This is a genomic window from Clostridium sp. NSJ-49 (genome assembly GCF_014287725.1).
Classification (GTDB): domain Bacteria; phylum Bacillota; class Clostridia; order Clostridiales; family Clostridiaceae; genus Clostridium; species Clostridium disporicum_B.
In genome coordinates this window covers 1-21,791 of sequence record NZ_JACOOP010000055.1, presented here as the reverse complement: position 1 = coordinate 21,791, position 21,791 = coordinate 1, and the positions used below count along the sequence as shown (strand labels likewise).

At 29.4% G+C, this 21,791-nt stretch carries 14 protein-coding genes; 13 read left to right on the top strand and 1 reads right to left on the bottom strand.

Annotated features, from left to right (window positions below; genetic code table 11):
- Positions 1 to 359 precede the first annotated feature (359 nt).
- The 13 genes from H8S10_RS15220 (at position 360) to H8S10_RS15160 (ending at position 20,686) form a co-directional block, all read left to right on the top strand.
- Positions 360 to 1,688 carry a 6-phospho-alpha-glucosidase gene (locus tag H8S10_RS15220; RefSeq protein ID WP_186839451.1) on the top strand — a complete coding sequence of 443 codons (1,329 nt, stop codon included), beginning with the start codon at positions 360 to 362 and terminating at the stop codon, positions 1,686 to 1,688.
- Positions 1,689 to 2,015: 327 nt separating this feature from the next.
- Positions 2,016 to 3,314 (top strand): PTS transporter subunit EIIC, encoded by a 1,299-nt coding sequence (locus tag H8S10_RS15215; RefSeq protein WP_186839450.1) that lies wholly within the window; start codon positions 2,016 to 2,018, stop codon positions 3,312 to 3,314.
- 165 nt (positions 3,315 to 3,479) lie between these two features.
- Complete coding sequence (gene deoD, locus H8S10_RS15210) at positions 3,480 to 4,202, top strand: purine-nucleoside phosphorylase (RefSeq protein ID WP_186839449.1); 723 nt, start codon at positions 3,480 to 3,482, stop codon at positions 4,200 to 4,202.
- 164 nt (positions 4,203 to 4,366) lie between these two features.
- Positions 4,367 to 6,076, top strand: a complete 1,710-nt coding sequence (locus H8S10_RS15205) for a histidine kinase (RefSeq protein ID WP_186839448.1) — start codon at positions 4,367 to 4,369, stop codon at positions 6,074 to 6,076.
- 12 nt (positions 6,077 to 6,088) lie between these two features.
- The gene (locus H8S10_RS15200) at positions 6,089 to 7,648 is read left to right on the top strand and encodes a response regulator (protein ID WP_186839447.1); all 1,560 of its coding nucleotides are present in this window, start codon (positions 6,089 to 6,091) and stop codon (positions 7,646 to 7,648) included.
- On the top strand, positions 7,645 to 8,916 hold the full coding sequence (locus tag H8S10_RS15195) for an ABC transporter substrate-binding protein (protein ID WP_186839446.1): 1,272 nt from the start codon (positions 7,645 to 7,647) through the stop codon (positions 8,914 to 8,916). The genes H8S10_RS15200 and H8S10_RS15195 overlap by 4 nt, the downstream gene beginning before the upstream one ends.
- Before the next feature lie 192 nt (positions 8,917 to 9,108).
- Positions 9,109 to 10,401 carry an ABC transporter substrate-binding protein gene (locus H8S10_RS15190; protein ID WP_186839445.1) on the top strand — a complete coding sequence of 431 codons (1,293 nt, stop codon included), beginning with the start codon at positions 9,109 to 9,111 and terminating at the stop codon, positions 10,399 to 10,401.
- A gap of 52 nt (positions 10,402 to 10,453) precedes the next feature.
- Positions 10,454 to 11,428 carry a sugar ABC transporter permease gene (locus tag H8S10_RS15185; protein WP_186839444.1) on the top strand — a complete coding sequence of 325 codons (975 nt, stop codon included), beginning with the start codon at positions 10,454 to 10,456 and terminating at the stop codon, positions 11,426 to 11,428.
- A complete protein-coding gene (locus tag H8S10_RS15180) occupies positions 11,428 to 12,285 on the top strand; it encodes a carbohydrate ABC transporter permease (protein WP_186839443.1) in 858 nt (285 codons plus the stop codon). The genes H8S10_RS15185 and H8S10_RS15180 overlap by 1 nt, the downstream gene beginning before the upstream one ends.
- A gap of 7 nt (positions 12,286 to 12,292) precedes the next feature.
- On the top strand, positions 12,293 to 14,872 hold the full coding sequence (locus H8S10_RS15175) for a glycosyl hydrolase family 98 C-terminal domain-containing protein (RefSeq protein ID WP_186839442.1): 2,580 nt from the start codon (positions 12,293 to 12,295) through the stop codon (positions 14,870 to 14,872).
- A gap of 29 nt (positions 14,873 to 14,901) precedes the next feature.
- Positions 14,902 to 16,218: an alpha-L-fucosidase gene (locus H8S10_RS15170; protein ID WP_186839441.1), complete on the top strand. Its 1,317-nt coding sequence runs from the start codon at positions 14,902 to 14,904 to the stop codon at positions 16,216 to 16,218.
- A complete protein-coding gene (locus H8S10_RS15165; protein WP_186839440.1) occupies positions 16,215 to 17,459 on the top strand; it encodes a Gfo/Idh/MocA family oxidoreductase in 1,245 nt (414 codons plus the stop codon). The genes H8S10_RS15170 and H8S10_RS15165 overlap by 4 nt, the downstream gene beginning before the upstream one ends.
- Positions 17,460 to 17,665: 206 nt before the next feature.
- The gene (locus tag H8S10_RS15160) at positions 17,666 to 20,686 is read left to right on the top strand and encodes a glycoside hydrolase family 2 TIM barrel-domain containing protein (protein WP_186839439.1); all 3,021 of its coding nucleotides are present in this window, start codon (positions 17,666 to 17,668) and stop codon (positions 20,684 to 20,686) included.
- Between the two features lie 122 nt (positions 20,687 to 20,808).
- Here the strand turns inward: H8S10_RS15160 and H8S10_RS15155 are convergent, their stop codons facing one another.
- On the bottom strand, positions 20,809 to 21,225 hold the full coding sequence (locus H8S10_RS15155; protein WP_055268005.1) for a hypothetical protein: 417 nt from the start codon (positions 21,223 to 21,225) through the stop codon (positions 20,809 to 20,811).
- Positions 21,226 to 21,791: the final 566 nt, after the last annotated feature.

The window sequence follows — 21,791 nt, the reverse complement described above, 5'->3', positions numbered from 1 at the left end:
AATGCAAATCCTATTTGTTGCATAGGAATCACATTTTTTGTGAAGTTTTTCATATTATTACTATGCGCAAAAAAGGAAGTTCAAATTCGAACTTCCTTTTCTTTATCGGCAAATATCAAATTTTTTTGATACAGCCCCTTTTAATCTTTCCTAAGCGTTAGGAAATTTATGGGTTGAGATGTAAAGCTTTAATAAATATAATTGACTTGAAAAGAAAATTTCTTATGGTACTTAAAGTTTTAGACAATAGTCTACTTAATTTAGTAGATGAACTTATTTAACTTATCAAGTACAGAGTAAAGAAGAAAATAAAAATATTCTTAAAATTGTAGAGTAAAAGTTAAAAGGAGGAATTTACTATGAGAAAATTTTCAGTTGTTATAGCAGGGGGAGGAAGTACTTATACACCAGAAATTATTTTAATGTTATTAGATAATTTAGATAGACTTCCATTAAGAAAAATTAAGCTATACGATAATGATGAAGAAAGACAAAATAAGGTTGCAAAGGCTTGTGAAATATTAATTAAGGAAAAAGATCCTTCAATTGAATATGTAGCAACAACAAATCCAGAAGAGGCTTATACAGATGTAGATTTCTGTCTTGCTCATATAAGAGTTGGTAAGCTTGAAATGAGAGAAATGGATGAAAAGATTTCATTAAGACATGGAGTTGTTGGACAAGAAACTTGTGGACCAGGTGGAATTGCTTATGGAATGAGATCTATAGGTGGTGTGCTTGAAAATATTGATTATATGGAAAAGTATTCACCAGATTGTTGGATGCTAAATTACTCAAATCCAGCATCAATAGTTGCAGAGGCAGTTAGAAGATTACGTCCTGATTCTCGTGTTATAAATATTTGTGATATGCCAATAGGTATGGAGCATAATATAGCTAAAATTGCTGGCTTAGAATCTAGAAAACATATGGATATAAGATATTACGGCTTAAATCACTTTGGGTGGTATACATCTATTAAAGATAAAGAAGGAAATGAATTACTACCAAAGCTTGTTGAACATATAAAAGAGTATGGATTTATTAATGGTGAAGAGGGAATGAGCACTGCTAAGAAAGACAGTTGGTTTGAAACTAATCTTTTCACTAAAGAAATAGTTAAAACTGATTTAACTACAATACCAAGTAGTTATTTAAAATATTATTTATTCCCAGACTATGTTGTAAACCACTCTAACCCAGAATATACTCGTGCAAATGAAGTTATTGATGGAAGAGAAAAGGAGGTCTTTGGAGCCTGTGCTTTAATTGAAAAACAAGGTTATTCAGAAGGTTCAGGTTTACAAATAGGGATTCATGCAGAGTTTATAGTAGATTTAGCAACAGCTTTAGCTTACAATACTCAAGAAAGAATGTTGTTAATAGTTGAAAATAATGGAGCTATTTCTAATATTCAAGATGATGCTATGGTTGAAATATCATGTATTGTTGGAAAGAATGGGTACGAACCATTGTCTGTAGGAAATATTCCAACATTCCAAAAAGGATTGATAGAACAACAATTAGCTGTAGAGAAGTTAGTGGTTGATGCATGGATTGAAAAGTCATATCATAAATTATGGCAAGCTTTAATGTTATCTAAAACAGTGCCAAGTGCAACAGTTGCAAAAGAACTTTTAGATGATTTTATAGTAGTAAATAAAGAGTATTGGCCAGAACTTAGCTAATTTTTATAGAGTAATATAAATTAATATTTATTAATAGATTTAAATTTTGTAGTATAGAGCTATATCATCAGTTAATTATCTGAGGGTATAGCTTTTATTTTTATTTAAGATTTGAAAGATCTTATAGTTTTAATAAAATATATTAGTGATAAAAAAATGCACAAAGAGAATATAACGAAAATTATACAAGAAAAAAGCGAGAATATTCGACTGAAAAGGATTTAAATAATAGTTTTTCCTAACTAGAGAGGAAAATGTTTGTTTGAATACGTGTTGTAGGGTAAGTATAATAAAATTAAATTTAACGGAAACTCAGGGGGTAATATAATGAAACAAGGTGCTTTTTCTAAATTTATGGAAAAGTTTTTAATGCCAATCGCTCAGAAGATTGAAGGGCAAAAGCATTTACAAGCTATTAAAGATGGTATCATAGCTGTAATTCCAATAATCATAATTGGGTCTTTTAGCTTAATTCCGATTGGGGTTGCAAACTTATTTCCAAACAGTGCTTTTTATAATTTCGTAAATACATATATTAATTATTTTAATTTAGCAGGATTTTTTACAACTAATCTTATGTCTTTATATGCTGCATTTTTCATTGCAGATAGTTTACAAAAGAAATATAATTTGAATTCAAGTTTAATAGGAATAACATCAGTTATATGTCACTTAGTATTATCTGTATCAATTGAAGATTTTGCGAATTCAACAATTTGGAATGTATCATCTTTAGGTGCTGAAGGTTTATTTGTAAGTATGATAGTTTCAATTGTAGTTGTTGAAATAAGTAGATTATGTAAAGAAAAGAAGTTAGTAATTAAGATGCCAGATAGCGTACCACCAATGGTTGCTGAATCATTTACAATATTAATTCCATTAGTAATTAACTTTGCTTTAGCAGTTGCAGGATCAATAATCTGTATGAATGTAGCAGGGGTAACATTCCCACAACTAATAATGAAGTTACTTGCTCCAGCAATTACTTCAATGGACTCATTACCAGCAGTTATGTTAGTTATATTCTTAACTCAATTATTATGGTTCTTTGGATTACATGGAGCTTCAATAACATCAAGTGTATGGGCAGCATTCGCAATTAGCTATGGTGCAGCAAATGCAGCAGCTGTAGCAGTAGGACAAGCTCCTCAACACGTATTTACTTTTGGATTTTACTATGGATTCTTACAAGTTACAGGGTCAGGAATCACTTTAGGACTTGTTTTCTTAATGATGAGAAGTAAAGCTAAATCACTTAAAGCTATAGGTAAATTAGGTATTATACCAAGTTTCTTTGGAATTAATGAGCCAGTAATATTTGGTGCACCATTAATAATGAATCCATTTATGTTTATACCATTCGTATTTGGACCAGTAATAGTTGCAGGATTAAATTACTTAGCTATGTCAACAGGATTAGTTGGGTTTCCATTATATGAAGCACCAGGATTCTTACCACCAGGATTCCAAGCATTCTTATTAACATTAGACTGGAAAGCATTTGCTTTAGCAATATTTAATGTAATATTTATGACAGCAGTATACTATCCATTCTTTAAGGCTATGGAAAAAGATGAATTAAGAAAAGAAGCTATTGCAGAAGGAAATGTCAACGTAATAGCATAATAGAAATATTAAGAGCGAAGCTCTGTTATTAATGATAAATGACAAAGAGAGAATGGCAAATTAATGATGAAGCTGATTAAATAAGCTTTTATCAATTTGCCATTTTTCATTTTAAACGTCCCATTAATAAAGCGCTTTGCATTTTATTTTTGGAGGAGAGAAATAATGGGAACTATACATATAGAAGCTAATAGAGAAGATATTGCAAAAATTGTACTTATGCCAGGGGACCCTTTAAGAGCACAATTTATTGCGGAAAATTATTTAGAAGATGCGGTACAAATAAATAAAGTTAGAAATATGTTTGGATTTACAGGATATTATAAAGGTGTAAGAGTAACTATAATGGCATCAGGTATGGGAGGCCCATCAATGGGAATATACTCTCATGAGCTTTTTAATAAATATGATGTGGAAGCTATTATAAGAATAGGTTCTACTGGAGCTTATAGTGAAAAGTTAAATATGCATGATGTAATGCTAGTTGAAAGTAGTTGGAGTCAATCCACCTATGCAAAAACTTATAGTGGATATGAAGAAGATGTTGTTTATCCAAATAATGAACTAAATACTCTTATTAAGGAAGTTTCAACTAAATTAAATATTAATATAAAGACAGGAAGAATACATTCAACTGATGCATTCTATACAAAGGAGAAAAGTGTATTACACCATATAAGAGACACATACGGATGTCTTGGAGTAGAGATGGAGTCTTTTGCGTTATTACATAATGCAAATGTTGCAGGAAAAAAAGCAGCGTGTCTTTTAACTGTAGCAGATCACGCTTTAACTAATGAAAAAGCCACAGTAGAAGAAAGACAACATGCTTTTGAGAATATGATTAATTTAGCATTAGGTACAGTAGTAGAGTATTGTAAGCAGTAGTAAAATTAAATGAAAACATAATAAGTTATTAAAAGTCTAAGTATATAAAATTTATACTTAGGCTTTTTTTTCTTGCAAAAAAAAGATATATTAGTAAAAATAAGTAAAACTATGTATAATAAGTTATATAGATGAAGAAAATGTTTTCAAAATGGAGATTATTAATGAGAAAGCGAAAAAGTACATTGCAAAAGGAACTAATAGTTTTATGTGTTTTTACCTGTGTAGTAGCCATGATAGTTCAAGGTGGAATATTAACTAGTGTATTTGCTAGAATATTTTCTAAGAATGTTAGAGAGGATATATCTTTTTATGTAGAAAGAGTAAATAATGATTTTAATAATAAATTGCAATTTTTGGAGGAAAGCATTACGTATATACGGAATGATTCTATTATGGCTGATTTTTTTAATGATGTTAATTATAGCAAAGAAGAAGTAAGTAAGAGATTAAGTTATTGTGGTAATCTTTTTTCAGAAAGAAATATGGTAAATCAAAATTATCCGTTTATTACTCAGATTTTCTTGTTTAATAATAATGGGGATAGTATCAATAGTGTTTTTTACCCTACAACTATCGAACATTTGAAGTTAGTATCTGAAGAGTATAGTGAGATAAATAAAAAGTTTTTAACTAAAAACAGTGAATATTATTTTAAGATAAATGAAAGTAGTGTAGATATAATATTTAAAATTTATGATAAATATTTAGTTGAAAAAGGAAGTTGCCTAGTTCAATTAAATAGCTTAGCTATAAAGGAAATATTTAATGAAATTGAAAAGTATAATGATTCAAAATGGGTATTAGTTGGTAATGATAGTTTAGTAGTTCAGTCAAATAATATCGAAGATATCTACGATGAAATAATTTATAAAGAGAATGTAAATGTTGAAGATAATAAAAAAGACTTAAATAGTAAGTATTTTGTATCTCAAAAGCAAAACTCTTTTGGATTAAAAACAATGGTATTAGTTTCAAAATCTAATATTTATGATTATATAAAATCTAGCATAATGATTATGGTGGGAATAATTATTATATTACTTTTATGTATTGCAGCTATTGTATTTTTTGTTGCATATCGTTTTACTGTGCCTTTGAAAATAGTAGCAGATAAAATAAGAGAATTTGGAAAAGGAAACTTTGATACTAAGCTTGAGGAGTTTAACACCCAAGAGTTAACAGATATAAGCTTTGTTTTTAATGAGATGACAGATAAGATTAACTATCTAATAAAACAGGTATATGAAAATCAGTTATTAACTACAAAAGCTCAAATTCAATATTTACAATCACAGATAAATCCACATTTTATGTTTAATATTTTATCTATGATAGGTATAAAGGCCAAAATGTCTGATAATGATGAAGTGCATAAGATGATATATGCTTTTTCGAAGCTAATACAAGGGAAAATATTTAGAAAAGAAGAAATTACAATTCCTTTATCAGAAGAAATGGAACTAGTTGAGTTTTATCTATTCTTACAAAGTAACAGATTTGCAGATAAAATTTCGTACAATATAACTTATGAGGATGAAGAGTTAAAAAAAATATTAATACCTAGATTAAGTATAGAGCCAATTGTAGAAAATGCGGTACTACATGGATTAGAACCGAAAGAAGATTCAGGAAAAATAGAGGTATTAATTAGAAAAGATGGAGATAGCCTTTTAATAGAAGTTAAAGATGATGGTGTAGGGTTCAATCAAGAGGAGAGTTATAATGATACAGTTGCTTACAAAGAACATACTCATGTTGGGATATATAACACCCAAAAATTAATAAATAACTTATATGGTGATGATTTTGGAATTGATATAGAAAGTAAGGTTGGGGTAGGAACTTCAGTATTTATTAAATTACCTATGTAAAGGAGTTAAGTCATGTGGAAAGTAATGATTGCAGATGATGAGGTTTTTATAAGAGATGGTTTAAAAAAGTTAATTAAATGGGATACTTTAGGGTGTGAGTTAGTATACTCTGCAAAAAATGGACAAGACTTATTAGATAATTTTAGTGTTTGTATTCCTAATATAGTTATACTAGATATAAAAATGCCAATAATGAGTGGATTAGAAGTAGTAGCATATTTAAGAGAACACTATCCAGAAATAAAAATTGTTTTGCTTACAGCTTATGCAGATTTTGAATATACAAAGCAAGCAATATTATATTCAGTAAATGATTATATAGTGAAAACAGCTATTTTAGAAGAAATACCTAACACAATTTCACGCATTGTGAAAGACTTAGAGGAAGCAAAGGTGAAAGCTAATATAGTACCACAGGGAGAAAGATTATTTTATAGAATTTTAATAGAAGATTCAATTATTACTGATGATTATTATTTTGAGTATAAACATTATTATGATTCATTTAATGAAAAATTTCCTTCTTTTTCTCTTGTTTTATGTCAGATAGTTAATGAAAATATTCAGCTTAATAGCACTTTACAAAAGAGTATTTTTGATTTGATGAAAACAATTTTTGATGGAAACACTTTTAGAAGCTTTAAAGTTAGTAGAACCGAATATTGTATTATAATTGAGGGAGATATAAATAAGAAGGAAAAGATAGAGTTTTTATGTAATAAATTTAATAATTTGGCTCAAAGCTTTTTAGGAATTAAGACTGTTATAGGTATAAGTAGATTTTACTCTAGAATAGAAAATGTTAGTAAGGCATATAAAAATACATTAAAAGAAATAATGCAGAACTTTGATGGAGGAAATAATGTAGTTTTCTTTGAAAAAGGAAAGATAAATTATGTAAATAGAAAAGAACAGTCTTATATAGTAGACAGTATAGTAGATAGTATTAATAATGGGAGATATTTAGAAAGTGTAGATAGTCTCGATAAGCTAATAAATTTATATAATATAAACGGATTAGCTACAACTAAAAGTAGTTTAATTCTTTTATTGGCAACATGTAGAAAAATATGGCGTGAACAAGGGGCAGATTTAGATAAGGTAATATTTGATAATAGGAATGTAGATTCAGAAATATTAAACACAAAAAAAGTTTTAGAGCTTAAAAACATCTTTAATGATATTATCAATAATACAGTAAAGCTAGTACTAGAACAAAAAGAAAGAAGAGATGATTTAATTAGAGATATAGATAATTATATAAATAATAATTATTGCAATAGAATCACATTAGATGAAATAGCTAATGAAGTTCATGTTAATTCAAGTTATTTAAGTAGAATTTATAAATTAAAGACAGGAAAGAATTTATTTGATGTAGTAAATATTAAAAAGATTGAAAAGTCAAAAGAGTATATAGCTAAGTATAATAGAAAAATAAATGAAGTTGCTATTTTAGTAGGATTTTCAGACTCAGCTTATTTTTCAAGGGTATTTAAAAAATACACAGGGCTAACACCAAAAGAGTTTGAAAGAGCAGAATTAAGTAAAATGAAAAGTGGGATAATATGAGAGGGAAATATATACGGTTATTAATTATGCTTGTTGCATTAATGTCATTATTCATTTCATGTAGCGATAATAACCTAAATGAAGAGATAATTCAAATTACTTTGCTTCATGGATGGGGAACAATGGAAGAAGACCATATTGCAATGCGTAAAATTTATGAAGACTTTGAAAAAGAAAATCCAGGTATACATATTAATTTATTATCAATGCCTTCATCAGAAGATGCTGTTAATAAAGCTATAGATATGATATCAATAGGAAATGTGCCTGACATTATATTTACAGGTGGAATAGGCTACGATACAATTTATAAATTTATGGTTGAAAAAGACTATGCAGTAAATTTATTTCCTTATATAGAAAAGGATGATGAGTTTAAAGGTAATATTCCTAAATCAGTAATTCAGTATTGGGAAAATGATAATAAGGAAATTTTTACATTACCAGATGTGTTTTTAATGAGTGGATATTGGTATAATGCAGATATATTTTCACAAGCCGGAATAAAAGAACCACCGAAGACGTGGGATGAATTCTTAGATATGTGTAAGAAAATAAGGAACTGGGCTGATGATATCAATGAGGATATAGTACCAATATGCTTTAACTCAGAGAATAGCATAGCGTTATTTGATTATCTAGTTTCATCTAATGGAGGCGATTTTCATAGTATAAACAATAAGTGGCGAGCTGAACTTAATTATAATACATTATATGAAAATCTAAAAAAACTTCAAATTATATTTGAGTACTCAACTGATTTAAATAAAGAATTCACTTATAGAGATAGCCTTAATAATTTTAATAATAATAAATCGGCAATATATATAAATGGAGTATGGGCCAATTCTATGATAGATCAAAATATAAATGCTAAATACGCTGCATTTCCAATGAATTCAGGTAAAACAGTTGCTAGTAAATCTTCTTGTATTGGATATATAGTTGGAAATACAAAAGACCAAGATAGAATAGATGCTTCTATAAAATTAGTTAAATATATGCTTAGTGATAATGTGCAAAATAGGCTTTTAGAGGAAACGGGCCAAGTTCCTATAAATCCTAAAATAAATATTAAAGAATATAGGGAGAGTATACCGAGATTATATGAGGCAGTTAATGTGGTAGAGAATGCAGATATGCATATACCTATTCCAGTGAACTTCTGGAATGAAAAGAAGAGGGTTTATTTTATGAATAATATCTTAGATGTGTTAAATCGAAAAATAGAACTAGATGAATTTGTGAAAAATATTGAAACAGAGTAACTCAAAAAGGTAAAAATAGTACAAGAAAAAGTAAATATTTTAAATAATATAAAAAAGAAATTCTTAAGATTAAGAGTTTCTTTTTCTTTTTATAAAAAATATAAATAGAGTACAAAAACAAGTAAACGTTTTACATGGAGTTTAAAAAGCTCGCTTGATATTATAAATATGTAATAAGGGAGGAGAGATAACATGAAAAAAAGAGTATTGAGTGTATTATTAACAATGGTAATGGCAACAGGTTTATTCGTAGGATGTGGAAATAAAGGGACAGAGGAAGTAGGTAGTGAAACTTCTAATAATTCAAATGTTCTAGAATTCTATCATGGATATTTTCATGAAGAAAGTGAATGGCCAGCGGCTAAGGTTATGAGGGATATTTATGACGACTTTGCTAAACAACATGAAGGTGGAGATGTTACATTTAAACCAATAGCAGTAGAAAATTATTTAGATATAATGAACAATAAAGTAGCTAGTGGTAATTTCCCGGACATGATTGACTTAGCTGGAAATCCAGTATCATTAGCGGCTATAACACAAGGTTTAGTATATGATATGAAACCATATATTGATTCAGAGAATTTGAAAGATGCGGTAGGTATTAATTATACTCAAAATGATATCGATGGATCAATCTATACAGTTCATGATCAATTATTAACATTAGGTTTTTGGTATAACGAAAATCTTATGAAAGAATCCAATACAGAGTTACCACAAACATGGAATAATTGGGATGATTTTGGCAAGGCTATGGTAACTGTAAGAGAAAATGGACAAGATGGAAATTATGCATATGGATCAGGTCAAGGATCTATCCGTTGCTTTAATGCTTATTTAGGACAAGTTAAACCAGAATTATTAGATAAGGAATTATCGAAAGAAATTATTGAATCAAAGGAATTTGCAGAAGCATTTAAGACAATAGCGACTTTAGATCAAGAAAATGGATCAGCTAATGCAGGTTCTTCAGCAAATGATTTCTCAGCTGATTTCTCAGATGGGAAATCTTCAGTATTCTTTAATGGGGTATGGGCAGCTGGTGGATTTGCAGAAAAGGATAACATTAAACCAGCTATATTCCCAGGAAATGTAGCACTTTCTTCAGCAGGTGGAGGATTAACAATAGGTAGTAAGATGGATGAAGCTAAAATTGAATTAGCTTTAGAATTTGTAAAATATATGACAAGCGAAGAAGTTCAAAAGAAGATATTCTTAGAAGTTGGAGCTAATCCATGTAATTCTAGCTTAAACATAAATGATTTAGCAAAGGAAAAGAATGATCCAACAGCTATATTATTAGCAGAAGCTTGTGATCAAGCAAATAATGCAAAAACTATAGTAAAAACTATTGATTCTGCATGGGGTGGAGATATTCAAACTGCAATAGCAAATAAGCTAATTGAATGTTCAGTAGCAGGAGTAGATATAGATGCTAAATTTGAAGCGTTAAAAAGTGAACTAGTTGCACTTATAGAGTAATAATAAAAAAGTATAGGATGGACTCATCCTATACTTTTATAAGGAGGATTTTATGTTATCTTTAGATAAGCTACAAGCTAAGGAAAAAAGTGATTTAAAAGTTAAGGTTAAAAGAAATAGTATGGCATCAGCAAGGAGTAAAAAGAAATTATGGATTTTTCTTTTTTTACTACCGACATTATGTGCTTTTTGTTTATTTTATCTATATCCTATATTAACAGTATTTGCAACATCTTTTGCAAAATGGGATTATTCCAATATTTTAAACCCTGAATTTTATAAAGGGAAGGAACTATTTACTAATTATAAATATATTCTTAATGAATATCCATACTTTTGGGAAGCATTAGGAAATTCTATGGCTTGGGCCTTATGTGGGGTTGTAATCCAGGTTCCTATAGCTGTTACAGTAGCTATAATGTTATCGAAAAGTTTACCTGGATGGAAATTTGCTAGAAATGTCTATATTATTCCCAATATAATTTCTACAGCTGCTATGGGACTTATATTTTTACAAATATATAATCCGAGGTTTGGAGTTATAAACCAAATAATTCAGCTATTTGTGCCAGGATTTGATCAGAATATACTGTTATTACCTAAAGTTAACTTTTGGGCAATGACATTTTCATATATTTTATTTGCAGGTTCATCTACGATAATGATATTAGGTCAAATTTTTGCAATACCAACTGAAATATATGAAGCTGCAACCTTAGATAATATAACTGGATGGAAAAGAGAGTGGTATATAACTTTACCACTAATAAAAGATACTATAAAAACAGTAACAATTTTAGCTGCTACAGCTGGATTCTTATTATATAACGAGGTATATTTCCTGACGCAAGGAGCAGCAGGAACTAAGAGTATTAGTTATATAATTCGTGAACTAGCTATAACAAGCTCTAGAACTCAATATGCCCGTGCTAATACAGTTGGAGTAATACAAATATTGGGTGGACTGGTTATTATTATAGTAATCAATTTGTTATTTAAAAGTAGAAAGAAGGAGGAATGGAACTGATGAAGATTAAAAGGCGTAAAAAACTTACTATTAGTGGGTTATCAAAAGGTGGAAAGATATCTGTATATGTTGGAATGATACTTATGTCAATTATAGCCTTATTTCCATTAGTATGGGTGGTTATATCATCTTTTAAAGGCGATCCATTAGCTGAACCTGGATTTGCATTGCCAAGCAAACTTGTATTTGATGGGTATGTTAGTGTATTTAGAGATATGAACATACTTCGTTATTTTGGAAACAGTATAATAGTGTCACTTACTTCAGTTATTTTAAGTATTACAATGATATCTTTATCTGCTTATGTTGTAGCGAGAACTGAGTTTAAAGGAAAAGGTATAGTAACAGCTTTATTGTTATCTACAATGTTTATACCAGCAACAGCAATGACATTTCCAGTTTATAATTTAGTAAATAATATGGGAATGCACAATAAACATAGTGGGTTAATCTTTATTTATACATGTAGTGGAATAGCTGTTAGCTTTTTTATAATTAAAAATTACTTTGCAACAATTCCAAAAGAAATTGAAGAGGCAGCTTTTATAGATGGATGTAACTTTTTTCAGACATTTACAATGATAATCCTTCCTATAGCTAGACCAGGGATTATGACAGCGGCAGTATTAGCATTTATGAATAACTGGAACGAGTATTATTGGTCTTCTATGGTGTTAATAGATAAAGAAAAATTAACAGTACCAGCATTGCTTTCTCAATTTACAACTAGTTTTAGTACAAACTATAATGGTCTATTTTCAGCAATAGTTGTAATTGTAATTCCTCCAATTATTTTATTCTGCTGTTGCTCTAAGTATTTTGTTGAGGCTTTATCAGGTGGAGCAGTGAAAGGATAGGTGGAAAATGGGGAGAGTGTCAAAGTTTATAAAGGTATTAATTATTTGTTTAATTACAGTGTTATTAATAAGTTCAAGAAATGCTTTTGCATCAAATAATGAAGTGAAATTAAAAAAGATAATAAATAATGAAAATCCAATTTATACAATAAAAGCTTATGCACAAGATGACATTATTAGTATGTGGGAAACCATACCTGTAGAGTTTAGGAGTAATGCAGCTATTGTAATACAAAATGATGATATAAATAAAAATAATTCTAAAATTATGGAATTTTATAGTAAACAAATTAAGAAGATTGAAGAATACAATAGAAGTGGTGAAGGTATAAAAACCCCCATATATTATTTTCTTCAAGCATTAAACGGAGAAACTCGTCAAAGTCAACAGATATCAATAGAATATTGGGAAAACATAATAGCTGAAACTAATAGTAAGTATTTCTTAGGATTAAACGCTGCTGAACTATACAATTCAGCTGAGTGGTATGATGGAGATCAAGATGGGAATCATTCATATTATTTATCAGAATTAATTCAATTATGTTCTAAAAATGGTATGTACTTTTTATGGATGGATACTAATAGAGATCAAGATAATTCAATACCAATGATTAATAGATGGTTAGAGAATAGAAAACATGATGGAACAAGTAAGGTATATCCAGTAGGGAGTATGAGTCCACAAAATAATTTATTAGATACTATGAAAAGTAATTCTAAAAATATTATTTTATTAAATAAGGAGTCATTTGGACATCCAGCTACAGATTCATTATTTTATGGGTTATGGTTAGCAGGCTATTGTGATAACTGGGGAGTATCTTCAGATTGGTGGCATTGGGGCCTTCATAATAATGGAGGAGGACAAAGCTGGGAAAATATATCTAAGTATCCAGATAGTAAAACAGCACAAAGTCTTGTAAGAGTTACTAATTATGGAGCAACAGTTTTTAGTAATGAGGCAGGTTGGTTTAATAATTCAATTACTGATCCATCTAAGCCATTAGATGATTCTACATTAACTTCTAGCAGGATTGCTACCGAACAATATGCAATACTTCCTTTTTTTGAACGTATTTTAAATGGAAAAATAAATATACCTACAAAAGAAGAGTTAGGAAGAGAGATAAAGGTTATTGCAGATGGTGTTGAAGCTTGGGAAGGAATTTATATGGAGGATGGTACAAATCATTTAAGAATAGATGGAGATATCTTTCCGTATACAGGAAGGTATGGAATAATACCAATAATACCACAAAATATCCATATAGACAATCTTGAAGAGTTACAAAGAGTTGCACCAAATTCCGAGGTGATAAGTGAAAAAGTTGGTAAGGAATACTATGATAGTAAATATCCACAAGAGTATATAGAAAGTAACGCCTATTTAAATAGAAGTAATGAAACTTGGTGGTGGTTTGGGTATAAGGAGTGGGATGGAACCTTATATATGAAAGATCAAGTGTGGGCAAGTAAGTTTAAGCCAAATAATATGAATATAAACTGGTTAAATGTAGAGTCACAAGGACATGTCTATGGTATTTTCACAGAAAAAGAGAATAATAGTATAAATTTATATATTAATAATTACCAAATAGATAAAAATGATACAAGTACTGCTGAGCTTCCTGCAGGAGGAAGTAATTGGTGGAACTTAAGAGGTCCGAGTGATTTTTACTGGAGAGAATATAGTGATAAAAATGCATATACTCCTCAATTTGGATTGCGTAACTGGATATGGTCAAATTTAGGATTGCAAGTGGATGAGAATGGTTCACCTATTCTTCAAGGGGATAATGTGTTAACTAATGGTGGAATATTAAAAGATAGAAATGACAATGTAATGCGTACAACAACTATATCAGTTAAGACATCTGAAAGACCTACTATTATATACAATAATAAAGAAAATCAAACAACATTAGATAGACCTTACACTGTTTCAGAAGAATGGGACCAAGAAACAGAAATTTTTAAAGCTACTATAGTTCATAATGGACAAGTTGATTTAGATATAGTAGCAGATGGGGTTTCTACAAAGCCTGAAGAAGTTTCCAATGTAGCCTTAGGGAAAAATGTAACTATGGATGATAATGCAAGTGTAACAACAGGAGAAGGACATAGACCATTAACCTTAATAACTGATGGTAATAAGACAGCAGAGAGATATTCAGATGTTAAAAAGGGATTTAGATGGATTCAAACAGATTTAGAAAAAGAATATAACATAAATAAAGTTAATTTGTGGAGATATTATACAGATAATAGACAATATTCAAAAACAATTGTTTTATTGTCAAATGATCCTAACTTTTCAAATGAAGATGATACTTTTGTATTATGGAATTCATGTAACGATCCTTTAAGTGTAATGTGGCCAAATGATACACCAGAATGGTTAAAGTCGATTAATGGCATAGATGGTGATTACAATGAAGATTCCACAGGAAAAGAGTTTAGCGTTAGAGATAAAAACTTAGGTATTGATAGCTATGTTGCTCGATATATAAGAGTGTATTCGATGAGTAATGTAGGTGAAAATGGAGATAATCATTTTGTAGAGCTTGAAGTTTGGGGAAATTAAAAGAAATTAATTTGAACAGGAGAGAATATATGGTTGATATGTATACTAGAACTGAATGGTTTAGAAATGATAGATTTGGGATGTTTATTCATTGGGGATTATACGCTATCCCAGCTCGTGGGGAATGGGTTATGAGTAAAGAAAAAATGACTGTAGATGAATATAGAAAGTACTTTGAAGAATTTAATCCTACTGAATATAATCCTAGAGAATGGGCAAGATTGGCTAAAGAAGCAGGAATGAAATATGTTGTTTTAACAGCAAAGCATCACGATGGATTTTGCTTATTTGACTCAAAGCTTACAGAGTATAAATCTACTAACACTAAAGTTAGAAAGGATTTAGTTAAAGAGTTTGTTGAAGCTGTTAGAGAAGAAGGACTAAAAGTTGGTTTATACTTTTCACTAATAGATTGGTCCCATAAAGATTATCCTAAATATGGGGATGCATTTCATCCGATGCGTGATAATTTAGAATATAAAGGTGAAGAAGTAGATTTTGATAGATATTTAGAATTTATGCATGGGCAAGTTAAAGAGCTTGTAACTAACTATGGAAAGTTAGATATTTTATGGTTTGATTTTTCTTATGAAGATATGATGGGAGAAAAGTGGAAAGCAACTGATCTTATAAAGATGGTTAGAGAAAAGCAACCGGATGTAATTATTGATAATCGTTTAGAAACATCTGGAGAAGGATTTGGAAGTATGGTCGAAGAGGAGCCGAGCATTTATTCTGGAGATTTTGCAAGTCCTGAGCAGATAATTCCGCCACAAGGAATTACTAATGTTTTAGGAAAGCCTGTTCCATGGGAATTATGTATGACGATGAATAACAATTGGGGATATTCATCAACAGATTTTGAGTACAAGCCTACGTATCTAATAATAAGAAAATTAGTTGAATGTGTTAGTAAGAATGGAAATATGATTTTAAATGTCGGACCTGATGCAAATGGAAGAATACCTTATGAAAGTAAAAAGAAACTAAGAGAAATTGGAGAGTGGATGAGTAAAAATAAAGATTCTATTTATAGATGTAGTGCATTAAATGTTGATAAGCCGGAATGGGGAAGATACACCAAAAAGGATAATAAGATATATGCGCATATTTTTGAATGTCCAATAGGGCCATTAGCATTAACAGGGATAAGTGGTAAGGATATTAAGTTAATGAGACGTTTAGCAGATGGATCTGAAGTAAAAAGAGGTGAAAGTTGGGTAACTGCTGCTTATGAAGATATTCCTTTTGCAACCCTTGGTGAGATACCTCATTTTACTTACAAACTACCAGATGATATAGATACTGTAATCGAAATAACGATGAAAGAGGGAAATGACATATGAAGCAAGTAACAGCTGTTTTAGTTGGAGCAGGGCAAAGAGGGGTAGAAGCATATGCTTCATATGCATTAAACTATCCAAATGAATTAAAGTTTGTGGCTGTGGCAGAACCAAGAGAAGATAGAAGAGAAGATTTTAGAAAACAACATAACATACCTTTAGAAAATTGTTTCTCAGATTGGAAAGAATTATTATCAAAGCCTAAAATGGCAGATTGCATTTTAATTTGTACTCAAGATACAATGCATTATGAGCCAGTTAAGGAAGCCTTTGAAAAAGAATATCATATTTTATGCGAAAAGCCTATGAGTCCTAATAAAGAAGAATTAATAGAAATAGGATATTTAGCAGAACAAAGTGATAAAGTTTTAAGTATATGTCATGTACTTAGATATTCACCATTTTTCACTAAGATAAAAGATATTATAGATAAAGGTATGATAGGGAAATTAGCTACTATTCAACATATAGAAAGTATAGGATATTGGCATATGGCACATAGCTTTGTACGTGGTAATTGGAGAAATAAAGAGTTAAGTAGTCCAATTATATTACAAAAGTGTTGTCATGATATGGATATAATTACTTGGCTTGTTGGTAGCAGATGTAAAAGTGTAAGTAGCTATGGTAATTTACTACATTTTACAAAGGATAATGCGCCAAAAGATGCACCTAAATATTGTATGGATGGCTGTAGTGAAAGAGATAATTGTCCATTTTTTGCACCAAGATTTTATTTAGAGCATCCTAAGGCTTATACTGATGGATTTGCTAAGGTTGTAAGTTTAGACACTTCAAGACAAGGTATATTAAAAGAGTTAGAAAAAGGACCATATGGAAGATGTGTATATCATTGTGATAATGATGTAGTAGATAATCAAGTTGTTAATCTTCAATATGAAAATGGAGTAACAGTTAGCTTTACTATGTGTGCTTTTAGTAATAAGTGTGAACGTATAATAAATATTATGGGAACTAAAGGTCAAATTAGAGGTAATATGGAAGAGAATACTATTGAAGTAGTTGATTTTGTGACTGGAAGCACTACGAAGATAGAATTACATGTACCAGCAACAGGGCATAGTGGAAGTGATGTATCTATGATGAAAGATTTTGTTTCACTAGTAGCTTTAGATGGAAATAATGAATGTAAGAGTAGTGCGTTGGAAGCTATACAAAGCCATTTAATAGCTTTAGCTGCTGAGGAAAGTAGATTATATAAAGGAAAAGTTATAAAGTTATAATGAGTAAATTAAAAAACTTCGTTGAAGAGAATTCAATGAAGTTTTTGTTTTTAATACCACTTAGGGTAATAATAGCTAATGATTTTCAAAATGCAATATTTTGCTATAAAATATTATAATATTGCGTATAAATTTAAGGTGATTTAATTAAAGTTAAAGTTTAAGTATACTTTTTTTGAAGACTAGTTTTATAAGAGGTGACAATTATGGAAAATATAAAATCTATATTAAACAATCCTAAAATATTTGAAATTAATAGGTGTAAAGCACATTCGGACCATTATTTTGAAGGAGAAAATATTTTTAGATATTCTTTAAATGGTAATTGGAAGTTTAGTTATAGTGAAAATTTAGATAAGGTAGAAAAAGATTTTTATAAAGAAGATTTTGATGTTGATGAATGGAATGATATGAAGGTGCCGGGGCATATTCAAATGCAAGGATATGATAGACCTCAATATGTAAATACAATGTATCCATGGGATGGATGTGAAGATGTATCTGTTGGACAAGCACCGGAAAATTTTAATCCAGTGGGAAGCTATGTTAAGTTTATAGAGCTAACAGAGGATGATTTAAAAGATCAGAATAAGATATATTTATCTTTCCAAGGTGTAGAAAGTTCATTTATTTTATATATAAATGGAGAATTTATAGGGTACAGTGAAGATACATTTACACCTTCAGAATTTGAGGTAAGTAAGGTTCTGAAGGTTGGATTAAATAAAATAGCTGTTCAAGTATATAAGTGGTGCTCAGGAAGTTGGCTTGAGGATCAAGATTTCTGGAGGTTTTCAGGGATATTTAGAGATGTATTTATGTATAGTGTGCCTAAAGTTCATGTATATGATATGAAAGTAATTACAGAAATCGATGATAATTATAAAAATGGAATATTGAAAGCTAATTTATTACTTAATGGAAATGAAGAAATAATAGTTCAATACGAACTATTAGATAGAGATGATGAAGTTATTACAAGTGGAGAAAAAGAGAATATATCTATTAATAAAGATATAACTGTAGATTTAGAGATGAAAGTAGCAAAGCCTAATTTATGGAGTGCGGAATCTCCATTTTTATATACTCTAAAAATATTATTAATTGAAGATGGTGAAGTAGTTGAAACAGTAATGCAAAAAGTAGGCTTTAGAAGATTTGAACTGAAGGATGGAATAATGCAGTTAAATGGAAAGAGAATTGTATTTAATGGAGTTAATCGTCATGAGTTCAATTGTAATAGTGGTAGAGTAGTTTCAGAAGAGGATATGATTTGGGATTTAAAAACTATGAAGCAAAATAATATAAATGCCGTTAGAACATCACATTACCCTAACAATACTAGATTTTATGAACTATGTGATGAGTATGGACTTTATGTTATTGATGAAGTAAATCTTGAGTCTCATGGTACCTGGGGATTATGTACTGGGGTGAGAGAATATACTGATGCCAATATACTTCCAAATGATAAAGAGGAATGGGTGCCTCTATTACTAGATAGAGCTAATTCTATGTATGAGCGTGATAAAAATCATCCATCTATATTAATTTGGTCTTGTGGAAATGAGTCTTTTGGTGGAGAAGATATCTACAAGATGAGTAAGTTTTTACAAGAAAAAGATAACACGAGACTTGTTCATTATGAAGGTATATTCCATGATAGAAGATATAATGATACTTCACAAATTGAAAGCCAAATGTATACGAAGGTACAGGATATAAAAGAGTTTTTAAAGACTCATAGAGATAAACCTATGATACTTTGTGAATATGCACATGCTATGGGAAATTCTTTAGGAGCATTATACAAATATACAGAATTAACAGAGGAAGATCCAATATATCAAGGTGGATTTATATGGGATTTTATAGATCAAGCTATAGTAAAGGAAAATTGTAATGGTGAAAAGTTCTTAGCATATGGAGGAGATTTTGAAGATAGACCAACAGATTATAATTTCTGTGGTAATGGATTAGTATTTGCTAATAGAGAAATAACTCCTAAGATGCCTGAGGTTAAATATTGTTATCAAAATATAAAGATAGATATATTTGAAGATAAAATTAATATAAAAAATAAAAACCTGTTTACTAATCTAAATGAATATGAATGTTCCTTTATTTTAACTAGAGATGGAGTGGAAATAGATAGGAATACTACTATTATAGATTTGGCTCCAATTAGCGAGAAAAGTATTAAGATACCATTTGAAAGAAGAAATAATACTGGAGAATATATTTTAACAGTTTCTTTCTGTTTAAGTAAAGATGAAATATGGGCAGAAGAAGGCTATGAAATTGCTTTTGAACAAAAAGTACTTTATGTAGTAAAAGAAGATAAAAAAGAATATGAGGGAGTACTTTCTATTGTGGATGGAGATATTCACGTAGGCATCCATGGAGAAAATTTTAGAGCATTATTCTCAAGAATTAAAGGAGGATTAGTTTCTTATTTATTTGATAATAAGGAGTATATATTAGAAAGACCTAAACTAAACTTTTGGAGAGCACCAGTGGATAATGATATTGCAAATGGAATGACTTTTGATAATAGTATATGGAAACTTGCTAGTCTTTATGGAAAAGCTTCTATGGAATATTATAATGAATTAGAAGAAGGTGTAGAAGTTTGCTATAGTTATAAATTACCTATGCTAGATAAAGTAAAAGTAGATGTTAAATATCTTGTTAAAAGGAATGGAGCTATAGAGATAACAGGAGAGTATTTTGGAACTGAGGGAATTCCTAATATACCTGAATTTGGTATGATGTTTACATTAAAATCAGATTTAGATAAAGTATTATGGTATGGAAGAGGGCCAAGTGATAATTATACAGATAGAAAAGATGGATGTAAAATAGGAATATATGAAGGGTGTGTAAATGACTTAGTGCCATATTTAAGACCTCAAGAGTATGGAAATAAATCAGATGTTAGATATGCAAAGGTATTTTCAGATAATGGGTTTGGTTTAATATTTAAAGGTGACAATCTTAACTTTAGTGCATTACCATATACTCCACATGAGATAGAAAATGCAGCGCATAGTTTTGAATTACCACCGGTATATCATACTATAATTCGTGTATCACAAGAACAAATGGGAGTAGGAGGAGATGATACATGGGGAGCTCCTGTTCATGAAGAGTTTACTATTTCAGGAGAAGAAAATCACAAGTTTAAATTTATATTTGGAGTAGATTTAGAGAAAAATCAAGGTTAAAACAAAATCTTTTTAGCTAAAAATTAAAAATGACAAGTGGCAAGTTACGGAATAAAATCAATCTCCATGTATAACTTGCCAATTGTCACTTGCAACTAAATAAAATCTTTTTCGATTTATTATTAATCGTAGTGTAGATTCATTTTAGCACAGTATTCTTCAGAGCATTTTTTACAAAGTACCTTTAAGTTTTCATCTGAACCAGAAGAATTAATATTATATACATCAATATTTGCAATACTACCACATTCTTCACACATATATTTAGCATTTTCGAATGCTAAATGACGTTTTTCTTTTGATAAGACTATTGGATTAAATTCAATAGTGTCTTCAGATAATTCTTTTTTATTATGCTTTAGTACGAAAATATTGTTTTTTTCTGATAAAGTATTTTTAAACTTAGAGAAAAGTTTTGTAACTAAGTGAGTTTTTTCTTTAGTACGAGTACTTTTCATTTTCATGTAATATTCTTTTAAAACAGTTACAACGAGACTAATAAAATAAAGTCCTAGTATAACATAAATTAAATTAAACATAATAATCACCAATAATATTTTTACCAGGAATATCATTTTTAATACATATATTTAAATATGTAATTAAATTAATTAGAAAGCTAAAATTAAATGATTAGAGTTTAGGGGGAGTAGGTACTAGGATGACTTTAAAAGTATAATAATTAGAACGGAGAATTTGAGCTTGCTATTAATAAAAGTAAGCATTAATAGTAGTTCAAATATTAAAAATAGACTTGTCTTTTTTGAAAATATTAGCATAATAATTATATTGATAAATTAATTAATATAATTGAATATACTTTGTGTTCATCGGAGGGTATATATTACATTGGTAAATATGCTGGATAAGATGCGGAGATAATCCGTTCTTATCCAGCTTTTTTAATTTTTCTAATTATATAAGCTTTCTATTTTGAAATAAAAAAAACTTACTATAATGGAAAGCTGTAATTATTATAAATTTATAGAATCTGTTAAGTTGATATGAAAAAATAGCTTGATTTTTCATAGAATTGCTCGCTCTTTGAAAATTATATAAGTTTGAATTTTTTATTGTATGGTAAACAAACCTACAATAAAATTGA

Bases quoted from the DNA above. Each gene is read 5' to 3' on its own strand.
- H8S10_RS15220 (WP_186839451.1), top strand. From the start codon at position 360: ATGAGAAAATTTTCAGTTGTTATAGCAGGGGGAGGAAGTACTTATACA.
- H8S10_RS15215 (WP_186839450.1), top strand. From the start codon at position 2,016: ATGAAACAAGGTGCTTTTTCTAAATTTATGGAAAAGTTTTTAATGCCA.
- deoD (WP_186839449.1), top strand. From the start codon at position 3,480: ATGGGAACTATACATATAGAAGCTAATAGAGAAGATATTGCAAAAATT.
- H8S10_RS15205 (WP_186839448.1), top strand. From the start codon at position 4,367: ATGAGAAAGCGAAAAAGTACATTGCAAAAGGAACTAATAGTTTTATGT.
- H8S10_RS15200 (WP_186839447.1), top strand. From the start codon at position 6,089: ATGTGGAAAGTAATGATTGCAGATGATGAGGTTTTTATAAGAGATGGT.
- H8S10_RS15195 (WP_186839446.1), top strand. From the start codon at position 7,645: ATGAGAGGGAAATATATACGGTTATTAATTATGCTTGTTGCATTAATG.
- H8S10_RS15190 (WP_186839445.1), top strand. From the start codon at position 9,109: ATGAAAAAAAGAGTATTGAGTGTATTATTAACAATGGTAATGGCAACA.
- H8S10_RS15185 (WP_186839444.1), top strand. From the start codon at position 10,454: ATGTTATCTTTAGATAAGCTACAAGCTAAGGAAAAAAGTGATTTAAAA.
- H8S10_RS15180 (WP_186839443.1), top strand. From the start codon at position 11,428: ATGAAGATTAAAAGGCGTAAAAAACTTACTATTAGTGGGTTATCAAAA.
- H8S10_RS15175 (WP_186839442.1), top strand. From the start codon at position 12,293: ATGGGGAGAGTGTCAAAGTTTATAAAGGTATTAATTATTTGTTTAATT.
- H8S10_RS15170 (WP_186839441.1), top strand. From the start codon at position 14,902: ATGGTTGATATGTATACTAGAACTGAATGGTTTAGAAATGATAGATTT.
- H8S10_RS15165 (WP_186839440.1), top strand. From the start codon at position 16,215: ATGAAGCAAGTAACAGCTGTTTTAGTTGGAGCAGGGCAAAGAGGGGTA.
- H8S10_RS15160 (WP_186839439.1), top strand. From the start codon at position 17,666: ATGGAAAATATAAAATCTATATTAAACAATCCTAAAATATTTGAAATT.
- H8S10_RS15155 (WP_055268005.1), bottom strand. From the start codon at position 21,225: ATGTTTAATTTAATTTATGTTATACTAGGACTTTATTTTATTAGTCTC.